The sequence below is a fragment of the Streptococcus sp. 1621 genome, assembly GCF_013276615.1.
Lineage (GTDB): Bacteria > Bacillota > Bacilli > Lactobacillales > Streptococcaceae > Streptococcus.
The window spans coordinates 66,010-81,719 of sequence record NZ_VMLJ01000028.1 but is presented as its reverse complement, the minus strand read 5'-3'; the positions used below and the strand labels follow the sequence as shown (position 1 = coordinate 81,719).

12 protein-coding genes are annotated in these 15,710 nt (G+C 40.8%); 2 read left to right on the top strand and 10 right to left on the bottom strand.

Annotated elements, in window-relative coordinates:
- Positions 1-32 precede the first annotated feature (32 nt).
- Together glpK and HT697_RS06745 are read right to left on the bottom strand one after the other, a co-directional pair.
- Positions 33-1,541: a glycerol kinase GlpK gene (glpK, locus tag HT697_RS06750; protein ID WP_049511829.1), complete on the bottom strand. Its 1,509-nt coding sequence runs from the start codon at positions 1,539-1,541 to the stop codon at positions 33-35.
- Positions 1,542-1,699: 158 nt separating this feature from the next.
- Entirely contained in the window at positions 1,700-3,127 is a 1,428-nt protein-coding gene (locus tag HT697_RS06745) for a helix-turn-helix domain-containing protein (RefSeq protein WP_173262613.1), read from the bottom strand.
- A 164-nt stretch (positions 3,128-3,291) separates the two neighbouring features.
- On the opposite strand from HT697_RS06745, the gene hslO reads away from it, so the two are divergent.
- Both hslO and dusB read left to right on the top strand, forming a co-directional pair.
- Complete coding sequence (gene hslO / locus HT697_RS06740) at positions 3,292-4,164, top strand: Hsp33 family molecular chaperone HslO (RefSeq protein ID WP_112444698.1); 873 nt, start codon at positions 3,292-3,294, stop codon at positions 4,162-4,164.
- Positions 4,151-5,131 (top strand): tRNA dihydrouridine synthase DusB, encoded by a 981-nt coding sequence (gene dusB, locus HT697_RS06735; protein ID WP_000183308.1) that lies wholly within the window; start codon positions 4,151-4,153, stop codon positions 5,129-5,131. The genes hslO and dusB overlap by 14 nt, the downstream gene beginning before the upstream one ends.
- A gap of 77 nt (positions 5,132-5,208) precedes the next feature.
- On the opposite strand, the gene HT697_RS06730 is transcribed toward dusB, so the two are convergent.
- The 8 genes from HT697_RS06730 to HT697_RS06695 all read right to left on the bottom strand — a co-directional run bounded on the left by HT697_RS06730 (position 5,209) and on the right by HT697_RS06695 (position 15,688).
- A complete protein-coding gene (locus tag HT697_RS06730) occupies positions 5,209-7,653 on the bottom strand; it encodes an RICH domain-containing protein (protein ID WP_112444696.1) in 2,445 nt (814 codons plus the stop codon).
- Positions 7,654-7,729: 76 nt separating this feature from the next.
- Positions 7,730-8,257: an isoprenylcysteine carboxyl methyltransferase family protein gene (locus tag HT697_RS06725; protein ID WP_112444694.1), complete on the bottom strand. Its 528-nt coding sequence runs from the start codon at positions 8,255-8,257 to the stop codon at positions 7,730-7,732.
- Positions 8,258-8,424: 167 nt separating this feature from the next.
- A complete protein-coding gene (locus HT697_RS06720; protein WP_112444692.1) occupies positions 8,425-9,768 on the bottom strand; it encodes a HAMP domain-containing sensor histidine kinase in 1,344 nt (447 codons plus the stop codon).
- Positions 9,765-10,418: a two-component system response regulator RR06 gene (rr06, locus tag HT697_RS06715; protein ID WP_050112022.1), complete on the bottom strand. Its 654-nt coding sequence runs from the start codon at positions 10,416-10,418 to the stop codon at positions 9,765-9,767. Before rr06 ends, HT697_RS06720 begins: the two co-directional genes overlap by 4 nt.
- A gap of 523 nt (positions 10,419-10,941) precedes the next feature.
- Positions 10,942-13,374 (bottom strand): ATP-dependent Clp protease ATP-binding subunit, encoded by a 2,433-nt coding sequence (locus HT697_RS06710; protein ID WP_173218772.1) that lies wholly within the window; start codon positions 13,372-13,374, stop codon positions 10,942-10,944.
- 1 nt (position 13,375) lies between these two features.
- Positions 13,376-13,834, bottom strand: coding sequence for a CtsR family transcriptional regulator (locus HT697_RS06705; RefSeq protein ID WP_112444684.1), 459 nt, complete (start codon positions 13,832-13,834; stop codon positions 13,376-13,378).
- A 118-nt stretch (positions 13,835-13,952) separates the two neighbouring features.
- On the bottom strand, positions 13,953-14,681 hold the full coding sequence (locus HT697_RS06700) for an ABC transporter ATP-binding protein (protein WP_000136220.1): 729 nt from the start codon (positions 14,679-14,681) through the stop codon (positions 13,953-13,955).
- Entirely contained in the window at positions 14,681-15,688 is a 1,008-nt protein-coding gene (locus HT697_RS06695; RefSeq protein ID WP_112444682.1) for an ABC transporter substrate-binding protein, read from the bottom strand. The genes HT697_RS06700 and HT697_RS06695 overlap by 1 nt, the downstream gene beginning before the upstream one ends.
- Positions 15,689-15,710 lie beyond the last annotated feature (22 nt).

The following is a 15,710-nucleotide window of genomic DNA, read 5'->3' as shown; positions in this document are numbered from 1 at the left end:
CTTTCTAACTGAGTCGCTTTATTCTGCCAGTATTAGTCGTCTACTTCCGCAAAGACTTGCGTTGCTTTCACAGCCTTCTTCCAGCCCTTGTAGAGTTGTTCCTTGCGCGATTCGTTCATCGATGGCTCAAAAAGTTCTCCTGTCTCGTTCAAGAGTTTCAACTCATCCAAGTCTTTCCAGTAACCTACTGACAAACCTGCTAGGAAGGCCGCACCTAGAGCTGTTGTTTCCAAGTTTTTGGCACGTGCGATATCGATTCCCAAAATGTCAGCTTGGAACTGCATGAGGAAGTTGTTCATAGCTGCACCACCATCCACCTTCAAGACTTGGATAGCTGTCTGAGCATCCACTTGCATGGTGTCGATGATGTCACGCACTTGATAAGCGATAGATTGAAGAGTTGCCTTGATAAAGTCTTCCTTACTTGTTCCACGAGTCAAACCAAAGACAGAGCCGCGAGCATTTTGGTTCCAGTATGGTGCTCCTAGTCCTGTAAAGGCTGGAACTACATAAACTTCATCATCATTGTGAGAATCACGAGCGTATTTTTCAGATTCTGGTGAGTTCTCTACCATGCGAAGACCGTCACGAAGCCACTGAATGGCACTTCCTGCGATGAAGATAGAACCTTCCAAGGCATAGTAAACCTTGCCATTGATACCGTAACCAATGGTTGTCAAGAGGTTGTTCTCAGACAACTGCATCTCTTCACCAGTATTCATGATGATGAAAGAACCTGTTCCATAAGTATTCTTGACCATACCAGGCTCAAAGGCCAACTGTCCAAAGAGGGCTGCCTGTTGGTCACCAGCCATACCTGAGATTGGGACTTCTCCACCGTAGAAATGGAATGGGGCTGTCTTACCGTAGATTTCAGAGTTAGAACGAACTTCCGGAAGCATAGCCTTAGGAATGTTGAGAATTTCCAAAATCTCATCATCCCATTTAAGTTCTTTAATGTTATAAAGCATGGTACGAGCTGCGTTTGAGTAGTCCGTCACGTGAGCCGCACCGTCAGTCAATTTCCAAACCAACCACGTATCGATGGTACCAAAGAGCAATTCCCCTTTTTCTGCTCGCTCTTGAGCGCCTTCTACATGGTCCAAAATCCAACGAACCTTGGTCGCTGAGAAGTAAGCATCGATAATCAAACCAGTTTTTTCATGGAATTTTTCCACATAACCTTGGCTTTTTAGTTGTTCAGCCAAAGGTGCTGTCTGGCGTGACTGCCAAACGATAGCATTGTAGATAGGAAGTCCTGTTTTCTTATCCCAGACGACAGTTGTTTCACGTTGGTTGGTAATCCCGATTGCTTCGATTTGATTTGGCTTGACACCGCTTTCGATGAAAGCACCCGCAATAACTGACTGGACTGAGTTCCAAATTTCATTGGCATTGTGCTCAACCCAACCTGCCTGAGGGAAAATCTGAGTAAACTCTTTTTGGCTAGAGCTGACCTTTTCTCCTTTTTTATTAAAAATGATGGCACGAGAACTTGTAGTTCCCTGGTCAATAGCCATAATGTATTTTTCTTGTGACATGTGCTGTCCTCCTCATAAAGATCTTGAGGTGTTTCCTCTTTACACTTACTAGTATACAAAATAAAGCGCTTTCTTGTTTATCAACTTTTTTTAATTTTTTAAAAAATGTGAGGAGATTGTGTGAATTTCACAAAAAAGGCCTGGGTTAACCAAGCCTTTTAGGTAAATAATAACTGACGAATCCCTGCCAAATCTTCCATATCCAAATCATTTTTTAAATAATAGACTGGTGTTTGTTCCTTCTTATGAATCGGGTTATTGGTAACCAGCAAATCATAATGCCGAGTTCGGTCATAGGCTTCAATGGTAATAAAACGATTGTATTCCAAATACCGTTTTAAAATAGCAGCCATCCTTGAAAAGACAAGAAAACCAGATGTCAAATCAAGACCAATCCGCATATGCTGGCCACCATTTTCAGCCATATATTCGATTAACTGGAGCCATTCCCAGAGAATCTTCTTATCTAAGTCTGTCCCCTGATGAAAAGCAGGTAGAGCATGAAAAATCTCCTCTGCCGTTCCCCTAAAATCATGTTCCATCAGCAAATAAGGATGACGATTCTCTAACTGGTACTTGTAGCGGTCCTGTAAAATATAGCCCTTATAGAGATAGACTTGAGCACAAAGCTGACTGAGTTCATAGGTAATATGATCCTCTGTATAATCACCCAGCAACTCCTCCTTCTTCATTTCTTGAATCAATTGCGTCAGTAAACCTACCAACTGCCCTCCAAAACCAAGGATATACTCCATAGTATGAAGAGGAAGAATGCGATGAGATAGGAGGAAAGAGAAGAAAATCATCATCTCCCCATCCTCAGTTCCTAGAGGAAGGTGTTGCCCAGCAAAAAAGGAAGGTGCCTTTCTCAGCAAACGAAGGTAGAAAATATTGTCAAAATACCCTCGCATTTTCTCTTCTATGACTTGAAACTGACAGGCATTGACCCGAAGACGTTGTTGACTGATGTGAGCCCAGAGAACCAAGTCCAATTTCTGCCCCGAAGACAAACTCGCACCGCAGATTTCTTCTAAACAAGCAATCTCCTGCTTTCTCTCTTGTTTCTGCATGTGACCTTCCCACTCCTGACTCGACCAAACCTTGCGGAAAAGACAGAAATAGAAATAGCGAATCTGATGCTCTGGGCCTCGCCACCGTCCATTTTGGATGGATAAGTCAAATTCTGACAAAATCTGATTTAGACTAGCTAAGTGGCGACCAAGCGTAGCCTCACTAATCATCAATTCTTGAGCCAGCTGATGGGCTAAAAACTGTTGGTGGTAGAGAAGATAAACAAGAATCTGGTATTTAACCGCATTCTCCAAAAACAAACTCCGAATATCTCTCCCCTTGGTAGCTGCACCAATCGACAAACGCAGATTTTCATCTTGTAAGTGGATTGTCAGCTCTAAATCACTGTCCAAAGCCTTGTCATTGAGCAGGGTGACATATTTGGTTAGGGTTGCTTTTGAAAATCCTGTTTCCTCCATTACAGCCTTGACGGTCGTCTGAGACTCTTGTAATAGAAAGGAAAGGATTGAAAATTGGCCAGATTCGGCCTTTTCCATCAAATCTCCTAAATACATTTGTTACCCCTTTCATTTTCTATCTTAAGCATAGCATAAATCTTACAAATGCTGAAATAATCTGTTTCTCTTTTTATTTTCATGCTGATTTCTTGGTCCATTATCCTGAAAATCAGTAAACACACGGCTCCCCCTTTGGGCATTTTTATGCTAAAATAGTAGCTATGGATAAAATTATTAAAACTATATCAGAAAGCGGAGCCTTTCGTGCTTTTGTCCTTGATAGCACAGAAACCGTCCGCACTGCTCAAGAAAAACACAAAACCCAAGCTAGCTCAACTGTAGCGCTTGGTCGAACTCTTATCGCTAGCCAGATTCTCGCAGCCAATGAAAAAGGAAATACCAAACTAACAGTTAAGGTACTGGGATCTAGCTCTCTAGGGGCTATTATCACCGTCGCTGATACCAAGGGGAACGTCAAAGGTTACGTTCAAAATCCTGGTGTTGACATCAAAAAGACTGCAACTGGTGAAGTCCTAGTCGGACCTTTTGTTGGAAATGGTCAATTTCTCGTTATCACAGACTACGGCATTGGAAATCCTTATACTTCCTTGACCCCACTCATCTCTGGAGAGATTGGAGAAGACCTTGCTTTCTACCTGACTGAAAGCCAACAAACCCCTTCAGCAGTCGGTCTCAATGTCCTTTTGGACGAGGAAGATGAGGTCAAGGTTGCAGGTGGTTTCCTAGTTCAAGTCTTGCCGGGAGCCAAGGAAGAAGAGATTGCTCGCTTTGAAAAACGCATCCAAGAAATGCCAGCTATCTCGACCCTTCTCGAAAGTGAAGACCATATCGAAGCCCTCCTCAAGGCTATCTACGGTGACGAGGCCTACAAGCGTCTTTCTGAAGAAGAAATTCGTTTCCAATGTGACTGTAGCCATGAACGCTTTATGAACGCTCTTGCTAGCCTTCCAAGCTCAGACTTACAGGAAATGAAAGAGGAAGACCACGGAGCAGAAATCACTTGTCAATTCTGCCAAACTACTTACAACTTTGATGAAAACGACCTGGAGGAACTCATTCGTGACAAATCTTAATACACCTTTTATGATTGGTAATGTTGAGATTCCCAATCGTACCGTTTTAGCACCCATGGCTGGCGTGACAAACTCAGCCTTTCGTACTATTGCAAAAGAGCTCGGAGCTGGACTCGTTGTCATGGAAATGGTCTCTGACAAGGGAATCCAATACAACAACGAAAAAACCCTGCACATGCTTCATATCGATGAAGGCGAAAACCCTGTTTCTATCCAACTTTTTGGTAGTGATGAAGACAGCCTAGCACGCGCAGCAGAATTCATCCAAGAAAACACCAAAACCGATATCGTCGATATCAACATGGGCTGCCCAGTTAATAAAATCGTGAAGAACGAAGCTGGCGCTATGTGGCTCAAGGATCCAGATAAGATTTACTCTATCATCAACAAGGTCCAATCTGTCCTTGATATTCCACTTACTGTCAAAATGCGTACCGGCTGGGCTGACCCATCTCTCGCAGTAGAAAATGCCCTCGCTGCTGAAGCAGCAGGTGTTTCTGCCCTTGCTATGCATGGCCGTACCCGTGAGCAAATGTATACAGGTCACGCAGACCTTGAGACTCTCCATAAAGTTGCTCAAGCTTTGACCAAGATTCCATTCATCGCCAACGGTGACATTCGTACGGTCCAAGAAGCCAAACAACGCATCGAAGAAGTCGGTGCTGACGCAGTCATGATTGGCCGAGCTGCTATGGGAAATCCTTACCTCTTCAACCAAATCAACCACTACTTTGAAACAGGAGAGATCCTCCCTGATTTGACCTTTGAAGACAAGATGAAAATCGCCTACGAACATTTGAAACGCTTAATTAACCTCAAAGGAGAAAACGTCGCAGTTCGTGAATTCCGCGGCCTCGCTCCTCACTACCTCCGTGGAACATCTGGTGCTGCCAAACTCCGTGGAGCCATTTCACAAGCTAGCACTCTAGCAGAGATTGAGGCTCTTTTGCAATTGGATAAAGCTTAATAGACCAAAACCCGTAACTCTCTTAAAGTTTACGGGTTTTTCTTGGATTTATATAAGCAATCAATGTCTATATGAAATTAGTCATTCTCCGTCTTTTTTCCTTTTAATAGATAAACACCTACTAGAGATATTAGACCTAAGAATTCCATAAGCAACGTTGACATTGTTCCAGTTGATGGGAGTGCTTGCTTATCTTTTTTATCTGAATTTGAACGATTTTCACTCATTTGATTTGCTTTATCAGCAAGAAGAACCATTTCCTTATCATCAGATTGAGTTTTTCCTTCCCTATTTTCCTCTGGCTCAGTAGCCATTTGTTTTTTAGGAAGTGTTTTAATCGCAAACAAGCTGAAATGACTCGTTTTGAAAACGACTTGCCCATTTTCAACTGTTGATGGGAGCAACTCCAACTCTCCATTTTCTTTCACATGGTAAACTTGAATCTCAGACTCAATATTACCAATTGCAAGACGAACTACTCTCTCTCCATTGACATGGGTTTCTTTTCCATCTTTTAAAAGGGAAATATCAAATATGCGCACTGCTCCTTGCCCTGTTTGACGGATAACATTATCAATCATTTCTTTTGTTGTTACCTCTTTAAGATTGACAGAGTCTGCTTCTGTAGCAGTTTCAAACATAACAGTAATCTTGGTATTTCCATTTTGAGTTGTAAATACCTTTTGAACAGTAGATGTCGGTTGAGATGAGAGAGTAGGAGAAAGACTGTTAGATCTTGTAGGAGATGAAGAATTTGTCTCGTTTCCTGATGGTTTACTTGGGGTAGATGGTTCTACTTCTTGCTCTTTTTCTGGAGATTTTGGTTTAGTGGAAGCACTAGAACTTCCTGAAGAGCTAGTGGAACCGGAGTGACTTCCTGTGGTTGAACCTGATGGGTTCTGCTCTTTTTCAGCAGGTTTGCTTGGAGCAGGTCGCTCTGGTTTTTCTGGAGATTTTGGTTTAGTGGAAGCACTAGAACTTCCTGAAGAGCTGGTGGAACCGGAGTGACTTCCTGCAGTGCTTCCTGATGGATTCTGCTCCTTTTCCGCAGGTTTGCTTGGAGTAGGTTCCTCTGGTTTTTCTGGAGATTTTGGTTTAGTGGAAGCACTAGAACTTCCTGAAGAGCTGGTGGAACCGGAGTGACTTCCTGCAGTGCTTCCTGACGGGGTCTGCTCTTTTTCAGCAGGTTTGCTTGGAGCAGGTTCTTCTGGTTTTTCTGGAGTTTCTGGTTTAGTGGAGGATCCTGAATTTGACGAAGAAGATAAGCCCTTTTTAAAGTTAGACAAAGCTTCATCTAGTTTTGATTGACTTTCTGTAACCAGATTCTGTAGTTGGGCTTTTTGGGTTGATTCATCTAATTTATGCAAATACGTTTTTTCAATATCTTTTAGCTTTTTAATTAGCTCTACAGTATTGATATGTTGCTCTTTTTCTAAATTTTTCTTGATATCATCCAATAAACCTGTTAGATGTTTAGTGACCGCTTCCTTTGCCTTATTTCGCTCTAAGCTGATTTCTCTATTTTGATGAGTAGCTATCAGTTCATCAATTGCCTGTTTAGATTTTTCTATCAGAGCTTTCAATTCTTCTTTACTCGAAGCACTCTCAAATTGCGTACTATATTCGGATAAAGTCTTTTGAGACGCCAACAAGAGGTCTCCAAACCAAAAAGCAGCTGGATTTAATTTTGTTAAACGACTTTTTCTATAATTATCCAAAGTTGTTTTAGCTGTTTCTTTAGCTTCTTTAAGATTTGTCTCCGTAGTTTTTTCAGTAGAAACTATATTTCCTCCTTGATTTTCTACTTTTGGTGGAGTTGGATTATTATGTTCTTTTCCAGAAGGTGAATCAGAATCTAATCCTTGATTCGCAGGCTTAGTCGTATCACCTCTACCATTAGAAGAATTAGAATTTCCTGATGGTTTACTTTGTTGATTTGATAAACTATTCTTAAAGTCCTCTACCAACTTATCTAGCTTATTTTTACCCTCTTGTTCTAACCTTTTTATAGCTTGGCTATCAATACCTTCATCAAATCTTCGTTTATATTCTTCTACAATATCCTTAGCTTCTTGAATAAGCTTGTCAAACTGAGGATCTTTTTCATCAACCAATTTTTCAAGTCCTATTAAAATCTGATCTAAATACTTAGGAAACTCAGTTTTAGCTTTTTCAACTACTTCATCATGTTCTTTATTACGTATTTCCAAACTTTCTTGATGAAAGTTATTCGCTATCTCATCTAGTACTGAATAGTCCATCTCCTGTTCAATCCGCTTTCTGTACTCAGCTTTTTTATCTTCAGGTAAAGCTGTCTCTCCCAACTCTTTTATCAACTGCTGTCTATATTCCTTCAACCTATCTTGCCCACTAGATGTAACCGTGGGGGTATTCCCACCACCAACCCCTTCTGCATGGACTACTCCTCCTAAGAACAGACTAGCAACCACTACACTAGCTACTCCAATACTAAATTTACGAATTGAATAACGTACTTTTCTTTCACTTTTTGATGCAAACATAATTATTTCCTCCAATATTTTTCTTAACACTACTATATCATTTCAATATGAACTGTATATGAATTGAATCTTGTATTTATCTCTTTATACTTCCATTTGGGATTATAACTTCATGTAATAACTTTTCCTCTTCAGCTATTCGTCGATACAAAATAACTGCATAAACTGGAAAAACTAAAACAAAAGTCATATAGGCATGACTCAGCAAGGTCAAGCCAATCAACTCAGGAAGGATATTTAAAAAGTAATTGGGATGTTTTACTGTCCTAAATAAGACATGATCCACAAACTTATGATTCGGTGCTAACATCAACTTGACTGTCCAAATATCCCCAAGCAGATGAATAACAAGTAGCAACATCAACATAGAAAATATCAGGAGCACCAAACCCACAACACTCATCATATTGAAAGACGGTCGATAGACTAGGGCTTCCATAAAACAAGCCAGATAAAAAACAATATGAACCAAGGTAAGACGTTTGGTATTTTTAATGCCAAATTCTCGCCCGCCATCCCTACGAAGCCGTTTTTCATTTTCAATTGATTTCTTTAGGAACAACAAGCGAATTAAAAATACACAGATAATGATTATTGCTATCATCACAATCCCCTTTCTTTACCACTACTGTAACATCTCTATGTTAACCCAATATGAATTGAAAAAGAAAAAGAACGAAAACTGATTCCGTTCTTTGATTTACTCTATCACTACCATTCAAACTATACTTCTTCAAATCATCCTCAAGTAAGAAAAGAGTCTTACTAAAGCTAACTATCTGGTAACAAGCAGATTTTAAATTCCATCCCTTGTTCATAAGGCAAGAAACTATAGGACATACGATGACTTTCTAAGATATTCTTAACAATATAAAGACCCAATCCTGATCCTGTTTCTCTGTCTGTTACAATTTGTGAATGGTAAAAAATATCAAATAAATGTTCTAACTCTTCCTGATTCAAAGGAGCACATGTATTCCTAATAGAAAGATAACCATCTTGCTCAGAAATAGTCACAATGCCAGATTGATCTGAGTACTTAATAGCATTACTGATAAGATTTGTCAAGACTTTATCCAAAGCCTTCAAGCTCATCCTTACTTTTGTATCAGTAGTCAACTGATTATCAATCACAAGATTTTTAGAAAATGCCAATTCCTGGTATCGAGACAAAACATCTGTCAAAACGGTATTTACCATTAAAATCTCACTGCACTCTGTCCATTCTTGAAATTTAGAAGATTCCAACACTTCCTCTAGCAAGAAACTCATCTGATCTATTTTATCAATACTCTTTTCAAGATACTTAGGATGATCCTTATAATCCCCCACATTGTATTGCATATTTTCTAAGATAATCCTGAGAGTAGCTAGAGGTGTCTTTAATTCATGCGATGCTCCACGGACAAAGGAAACCTTTTGATTTTGCAATTTTACAATTTGCTCATTGCGATTTTCCAACTCATGAATAACTTTCAACAAGTGCTCATACACATCATTAATCTGTTTTCCAACTTCACCAACTTCATCTTTTCTGCTTTCATCAAAACGAATATTGTCATCCAAATCTTGCATCTTACTAGTCACTTCTGAAATGTAAAAAAGAGGATTGAGCAAGCGTTTCGTATAAAAATAAGAAAAAACAAAGGAAAAAGCAATTGTAACCAAAAATGTATAGGGGAGATACAAAAGCAAAATATTCTTTGCTTCTTTGTAGATATCCACTCCCTGCACAAACTGCACCGTTACCTGTTTACCATCTGCTGTACTAACAGGCTTATCTAACATTACGATATAATTTGATAGCTCTCCATCTTTAATATCTAAGTCATGCACAAGAGGGAGCCGCTTATCTAAGATATCTCTTTTAAGGTGAGCAGATATAGTCAAGGACTTTGAATAAGACTGGAGTAAGCTTGGAATTTCATCAGCTGTCTTAGTCTTTAAATACTCCGTAAACACTCTTGCACTCTCATTAAACTTTTCCCCCTCCAATTGAATATAATAAAAAGGAAAGGTCAAATAAATAGCTATATGAATGACTAGACCAACACCACCTAGAATTGCAAAACTTCTTAAAAAAGACTTGGTTAATAATTTAGGATTTTTTATCATAAGCTAATCTTATACCCAACATTTTTCACAGTCACAATGCAATCTAAAGCTAATTTTTTGCGAAGAGTACGAATATAGACATCAACGACCCTATCACAAGGTAAATCAGCTACATCTTTTGAAATTTCTTCCAATATCTGCTCTCTACTTAAAACTTGATTTTTATGTTGAATCAAACACTTTAGTACCAATAATTCCTTTGGTTTGAGATCAATTTCTTCATTTTTATAATGTGCTTTGTAAGAGGTAAAATCCACTGTTGCATCCTGATATTGCCAAAGATCCTCTATGACGTAGTAACGTCTGATAAGCGCTTTAATACGCTTGGCAAGCAGTACCAAAGAAAAAGGCTTTGTCACATGATCATCAGCATAGAGATCAAATACCTGTGACTGAGTAGTTTCATCTCCTAGAGCACTCAAGACGATGACAGGAATATCGTGCTCTTGATTGATTTCTTTTAACACTTCAAAACCACTCTTCCTAGGCATCATTAAATCCAGTACCATGAGATGGATAGGGAGATCCTGAAATTTTTCCAAGGCCTCTTGTCCATCCTTAGCCATAATGACGTGATAACCCTCTTCTGTCAGAAATGCTGCAATTCCTTCTCTAATCATTTCCTCGTCATCTGCAACTAAAATGTTCATCTTTCTCCCTTTCTACTACCGGAACTTCACACATCTATTCCCTGTATGTTATTTGAAAATTTCCTACCAGCCTATCATCTATGATAATGGAATGGATTTCATTTATCCGCTACTTGTTGTCAACAACAACGTCAATACAAGAAAATCATTCATCTTGCAGCTTAGTTTGATTTTTCAAATACCAGCTAGAACGGATTTGACAGGCAAAAAAGAAACAGGTCTCTTTTGAAAGGATAAAAATTTCAGATAAGACTGCTCTTTTTCTACTACACACGCTCTAAGACAAATACGATGGAGGGTAATAAACATATGAATTTTGGGTTGAATAGTGAAAACCACGGATCCTTTAGAAGCTATAGGTTTTAGTTTCATACTCTTCGAAAATCTCTTCAAACCACGTCAGCTCTATCTGCAACCTCAAAACAGTGTTTTGAGCAACCTGCGGCTAGCTTCCTAATTTGCTCTTTGATTTTCATTAAGTATCACTCCACTATGAGTTATGGTCGCTGATACTTTTATTCTTTTATGCAATATCAAATTTTAACCGGCCTGCTTTAACACCAATCTTAAGTGTGCTACCTGCCTCTAATTCTCCCTTGAGAAGAAGTTCTGCCAACTTGTCCTCCACTTCTGTTTGCAGGATTCTGCGAAGTGGACGAGCTCCCATCTCTGGGTCATATCCTTGATTTGCCAACAATTTCAGTGCTGAAGCTTGTAATTTCAAATCAATGCCTTTTTCAGCCAAACTTGCCACTAAAGGTTTAACCATAATCTTCACCACTTCCTGCATATGGTCGCTAGACAGGCTATGGAAGACCACCTTTTCATCAATGCGGTTGATGAATTCCGGTCTATAAGCCTTTTTCAGCTCTTCGAACATGCGTTTCTCCATATTCTCCTGGTCAAAACGAATGTCCTTAGCCCCAAATCCGACAGTCTTGTCATCACGAAGGGCTGTCGCACCAAGGTTTGACGTCATGATAATAATGGTATTTGAAAAGTCAACCTTGCGGCCCTTGCTATCGGTCAAGACACCGTCATCCAAGACCTGCAAGAGAACATTAAAGATATCTGGGTGGGCCTTCTCTACCTCGTCAAAAAGGAGAACGGAATAGGGTTTGTTGCGAACCTTCTCGGTCAACTCCCCACCTTCTTCATAACCCACATAACCCGGAGGAGCTCCGTTGAGACGGCTGGCTGCGAATTTCTCCATATATTCACTCATATCAAATCGAATAAGGGCTGATTCGTCGTCAAAAAGAACTTCTGCCAAAGCCTTGGCTAATTCAGTTTTTCCGACACCCGTAGGCCCTAGGAACATAAAGGAGCCAATCGGACGCTTGTGACTGCGAATCCCTGACTGGTTGCGGCGAATGGCACGGCTAATGCTTGAAACAGCTTGATCTTGACCAATGACACGTTTGTGTAGTTCAGCTTCCAGATTCAGGTATTTCTTAGCATCAGTCTGAGTCAGTTTTTGGACTGGAATACCTGACAAGCGACTCAAGGTGGTCAAAATATCAGACTCTGTCACCAAGTCTTTGTAAACAAGCACTTCCTCTTCTTTTGCAATTAGCTGAGCTGCCTGTTTCCACTTACCATCCATCAAGGCCTTGTCAGCTGGACTCAAACCTGAATCGTCTGCTTTTACATGCTTTGCCTTATTTTGCACTGTTGCTGCTGCCTCATCCAAGAGATCGATAGCAGAGTCTGGCAAGTGACGACTAGTCAAGTAACGATGAGCCATCTTAACCGCTGTTTCAACCGCTTCATCTGTGATTTGCACACGGTGATGTTTCTCATAAGTCGCCTTCAAGCCTTGCAAAATGGTCATGCTGTCTGCTACACTTGGCTCTTCAATCGTTACTTTAGCGAAACGACGAGAAAGGGCCGCATCTTTTTCGATATGTTTTTGATATTCTTCCTGAGTAGTCGCACCAACAGTTCTCAAAGTTCCACGCGCCAAGGCTGGCTTCAAGATATTAGCCGCATCCAGGGTCGAATCAATCCCGCTCCCAGAACCCATGATGGTGTGGAGTTCGTCGATAAAGAGGATTACTTGCCCATCTTCTTCAATATCCTTGATGATATTGTTCATGCGCTCTTCAAAGTCACCACGGAAACGTGTCCCTGCAACGACATTCATCAAATCCAGCTCTAACACGCTCATCTTAGCCATTTCCACAGGCACATCCCCACTAGCAATACGCTGGGCAAGACCAAGCGCTAGAGCTGTCTTCCCGACACCAGCATCCCCAACCAAGACAGGATTATTCTTGGTCTTTCGACTCAAGATTTGAATCATACGCGAGATTTCCTTATCCCGACCGATGACTGGTTCTAACTTGCCAGAACGCGCTTGCTCTGTCAAATCATGCGTATAGTCCTCGAGACCACCACTCGGAGTCTGCGGCATGCCCATCATATTGGCCATAGAATTTTGCTTGTCAGCTACTGTACGATGGCGTTGGCGTAGAGCCTTGAGGTCTTCACGAGTCCAGCCTGCACGTTCTTCTAAATTTCGACGAAGGGCAGCAATCTTGACCTGATCTTTCTTGTCTTCATAAGAAAAACCAGCCCTCTCCAAGATACGAGTCGCCAAGGCATTGCCATCATGCAAAATCGCATAGAGGACGTGCTCTGTCCCTAGCACCTTAGCATGGACCACTGACGCTACATACTCTGCTTCATCAAAAAGGACCTGCAAGCGATGGGAGAACGGCAATTCCGTAAAGGTTTCATCCTGGCTATAGTCCGTTTCAGTCAGTTCCAAAGCGACCTCTTCTAAACGGTCCATCTCATATGGATAATCATTTAAAGTCGCCCCTGCCACACTATAACTGTGATTGGACATGGCAATCAACAAGTGCCAAGACTCTAGATAATGAGCTCCAAAATGGCCAGCAACCATGTAGGCACTTTCGATACATTCATTCAATGCTTTTGAATAGTTCATCTTACTTCCCTTTTCTATCTACCTCTTGTATGACCTGTCGTAGCATGTTTGCTCGAACAACTGGAGCTTCTTCTCCTAGAACACGATCCAAAGCTACTGATACTAGCAAATTCATCTCCTGCTTGGTCATCAATTCCTGCTCAACCAAAAGCTGTAGAATATCCTCATAAATTTCTTGACTGACCTGCTCACCAATTGAGTAAAGCAGCTCCCTGAGCATTTCATGATGACTAGAAAACTCAATCCGTCCTATACGAATATAGCCTCCGCCACCACGCTTACTTTCAACCAAGTAGCCTCTACTTTCGGTAAAGCGTGTCTTGATCACATAGTTAATCTGACTAGGGACAACCTGAAAGGTATCAGCCAACTGACTCCGTTGCAACTCCACAATACCAGATTGATCTAAAATCGCCTTGATGTAGGCCTCAATATGATCCGATGTATTTTTAAATCTCATTACAAACCCACCTCTCTCTTTAAACCTTGACTATCTTTGACTATTATACCGAAATTTTCTTATTTTTAAAAGAAAAAGGGCGTTGGTAAAGGATAATCTTCACCAACTCCCTATTTTTCTACTTATCTAAGCCTAATTCTGCCAAGATTTGACGTTTGTAGGCAATCTTTTGGACTTCCTTGTCCTCATCTTCAGACCAATCTAGTTTAATTTCTGAAACAATCTGCCCAGGGCGATTTTTCAAGATATAGATGCGGTCGCTGAGACTGAGGGCCTCCTCGATACTATGCGTGATAATCAGGGTCGTCAGCTGCAACTGCTTGTGAATCTCAAGGTACCAAGCGTGGAGTTCCATCTTGGTCATCTCATCCAAGGCGCTAAAGGCCTCATCTAAGAGAAAGAGCTTGTGCCCGAAAAGGTAGGTTCGGAGTAAGGCTACACGCTGGCGCATCCCACCACTAAGTTCATGAGGGTATTTATCTCTTACAGCTGTCAACTGGAAGGTCGCAAGAATTTCATCTGCGCGGGCAATGGCTTCCGCCTTATCCACCTTTTGAATCAAGAGGGGCAGAATAATATTACCAAGCACCGTCTTATGCTCCAAGAGCAAATCCTTTTGCAACATATAACTCACGCGCCCCTTGGGATTTTCTTCACCATCAAGGACAATTCTCCCTGACTGAACTTCTAAAATCCCAGCGATTAGGTTAAAGAGGGTGGTCTTCCCTACACCACTTGGACCTAGAATGGAAACCACTTCACCTGAAGTTACCTGTAGGTTGATATCCTCTAAAATCCTCTCCTGACCATAGGCATAACTGACGTGTTCTAGTCTTATTTCTGTCATTATTTCACAAATTCGTTGGTGAAGCCTTTGTCTGTCAAGTCTTCTTTGAGGATACCATTTTCTTTATCCCATTTGTAGAAGGCATTCCAGCGAGCTGCATCAAATTGACCCCATTTTTCCTTGTCGCTTGCGTATTCTTTTGACAAGTATTTTTGAGATTCGATGACAAAGTCACGTTTTTCTTTGAGCTCAGGAGCATTCTTGATGAGAATATCTGCAGCTTCTTCTGGATGCTCCATAGCGTATTGGTAGCCTTTTTTGATGGCTTGGATGACTTTACGAGCTTCTTCTTTATTATCTTTCAGATAGTCGTTGTTTGCGATGATAACTGGTGAGTAGTAGTCAAATTCTTTAACGTAGTCTTTCAAGTACATGAAATTAGCATCTACACCTTGAGATTTGGCAAGGATACCATCCCATCCATAGTAGATCCAAGCAGCATCAAAGACGCCATTGGCAATCGGTGTGATCGAGTTTGAGTCGTTGTTTGGTACTTTTTCGACCTTCTCAAAATCTCCGCCTTGTGATTCTACCAAGGTTTTCAACATAGCAAGTTCAGTTGGGTCATTCCAAGTTCCGTATTTCTTACCAACCAAGTCCTTTGGACTAGCTACATTATCAGATTTTCGAGAGATAATTCCAGATGTATTGTGTTCTACGATAGCTGCAACGGCAGTAATTCCTGCCCCTTTTTCCAATTTTTTAGCCATGTAGTCTTGGAAATAAACTGCAAATGGTGCCTTTCCGTTGATAACCAAGTCAGAAGAACTTTCTTCTGGTGGCAATTTCAAATCAACATCCACTCCAGCTTCTTTGAAATAACCTTTTTCCTTGGCAACATAAAGCCCTGTGTGGTTGGTATTTGGTGTCCAGTCTAGGATAAAGTCAACCTTCTTAAGTTCTGCTTCTTTGTTGTCCTTAGAAGCAGTTCCTTGACCACAGGCCACAAGCACAACAGCTACAAGAGCTGTTACAAGCGTTAAAAACACTTTCCATGTTTTCTTCATTTTGATTTCCTCTTTTCTTTTT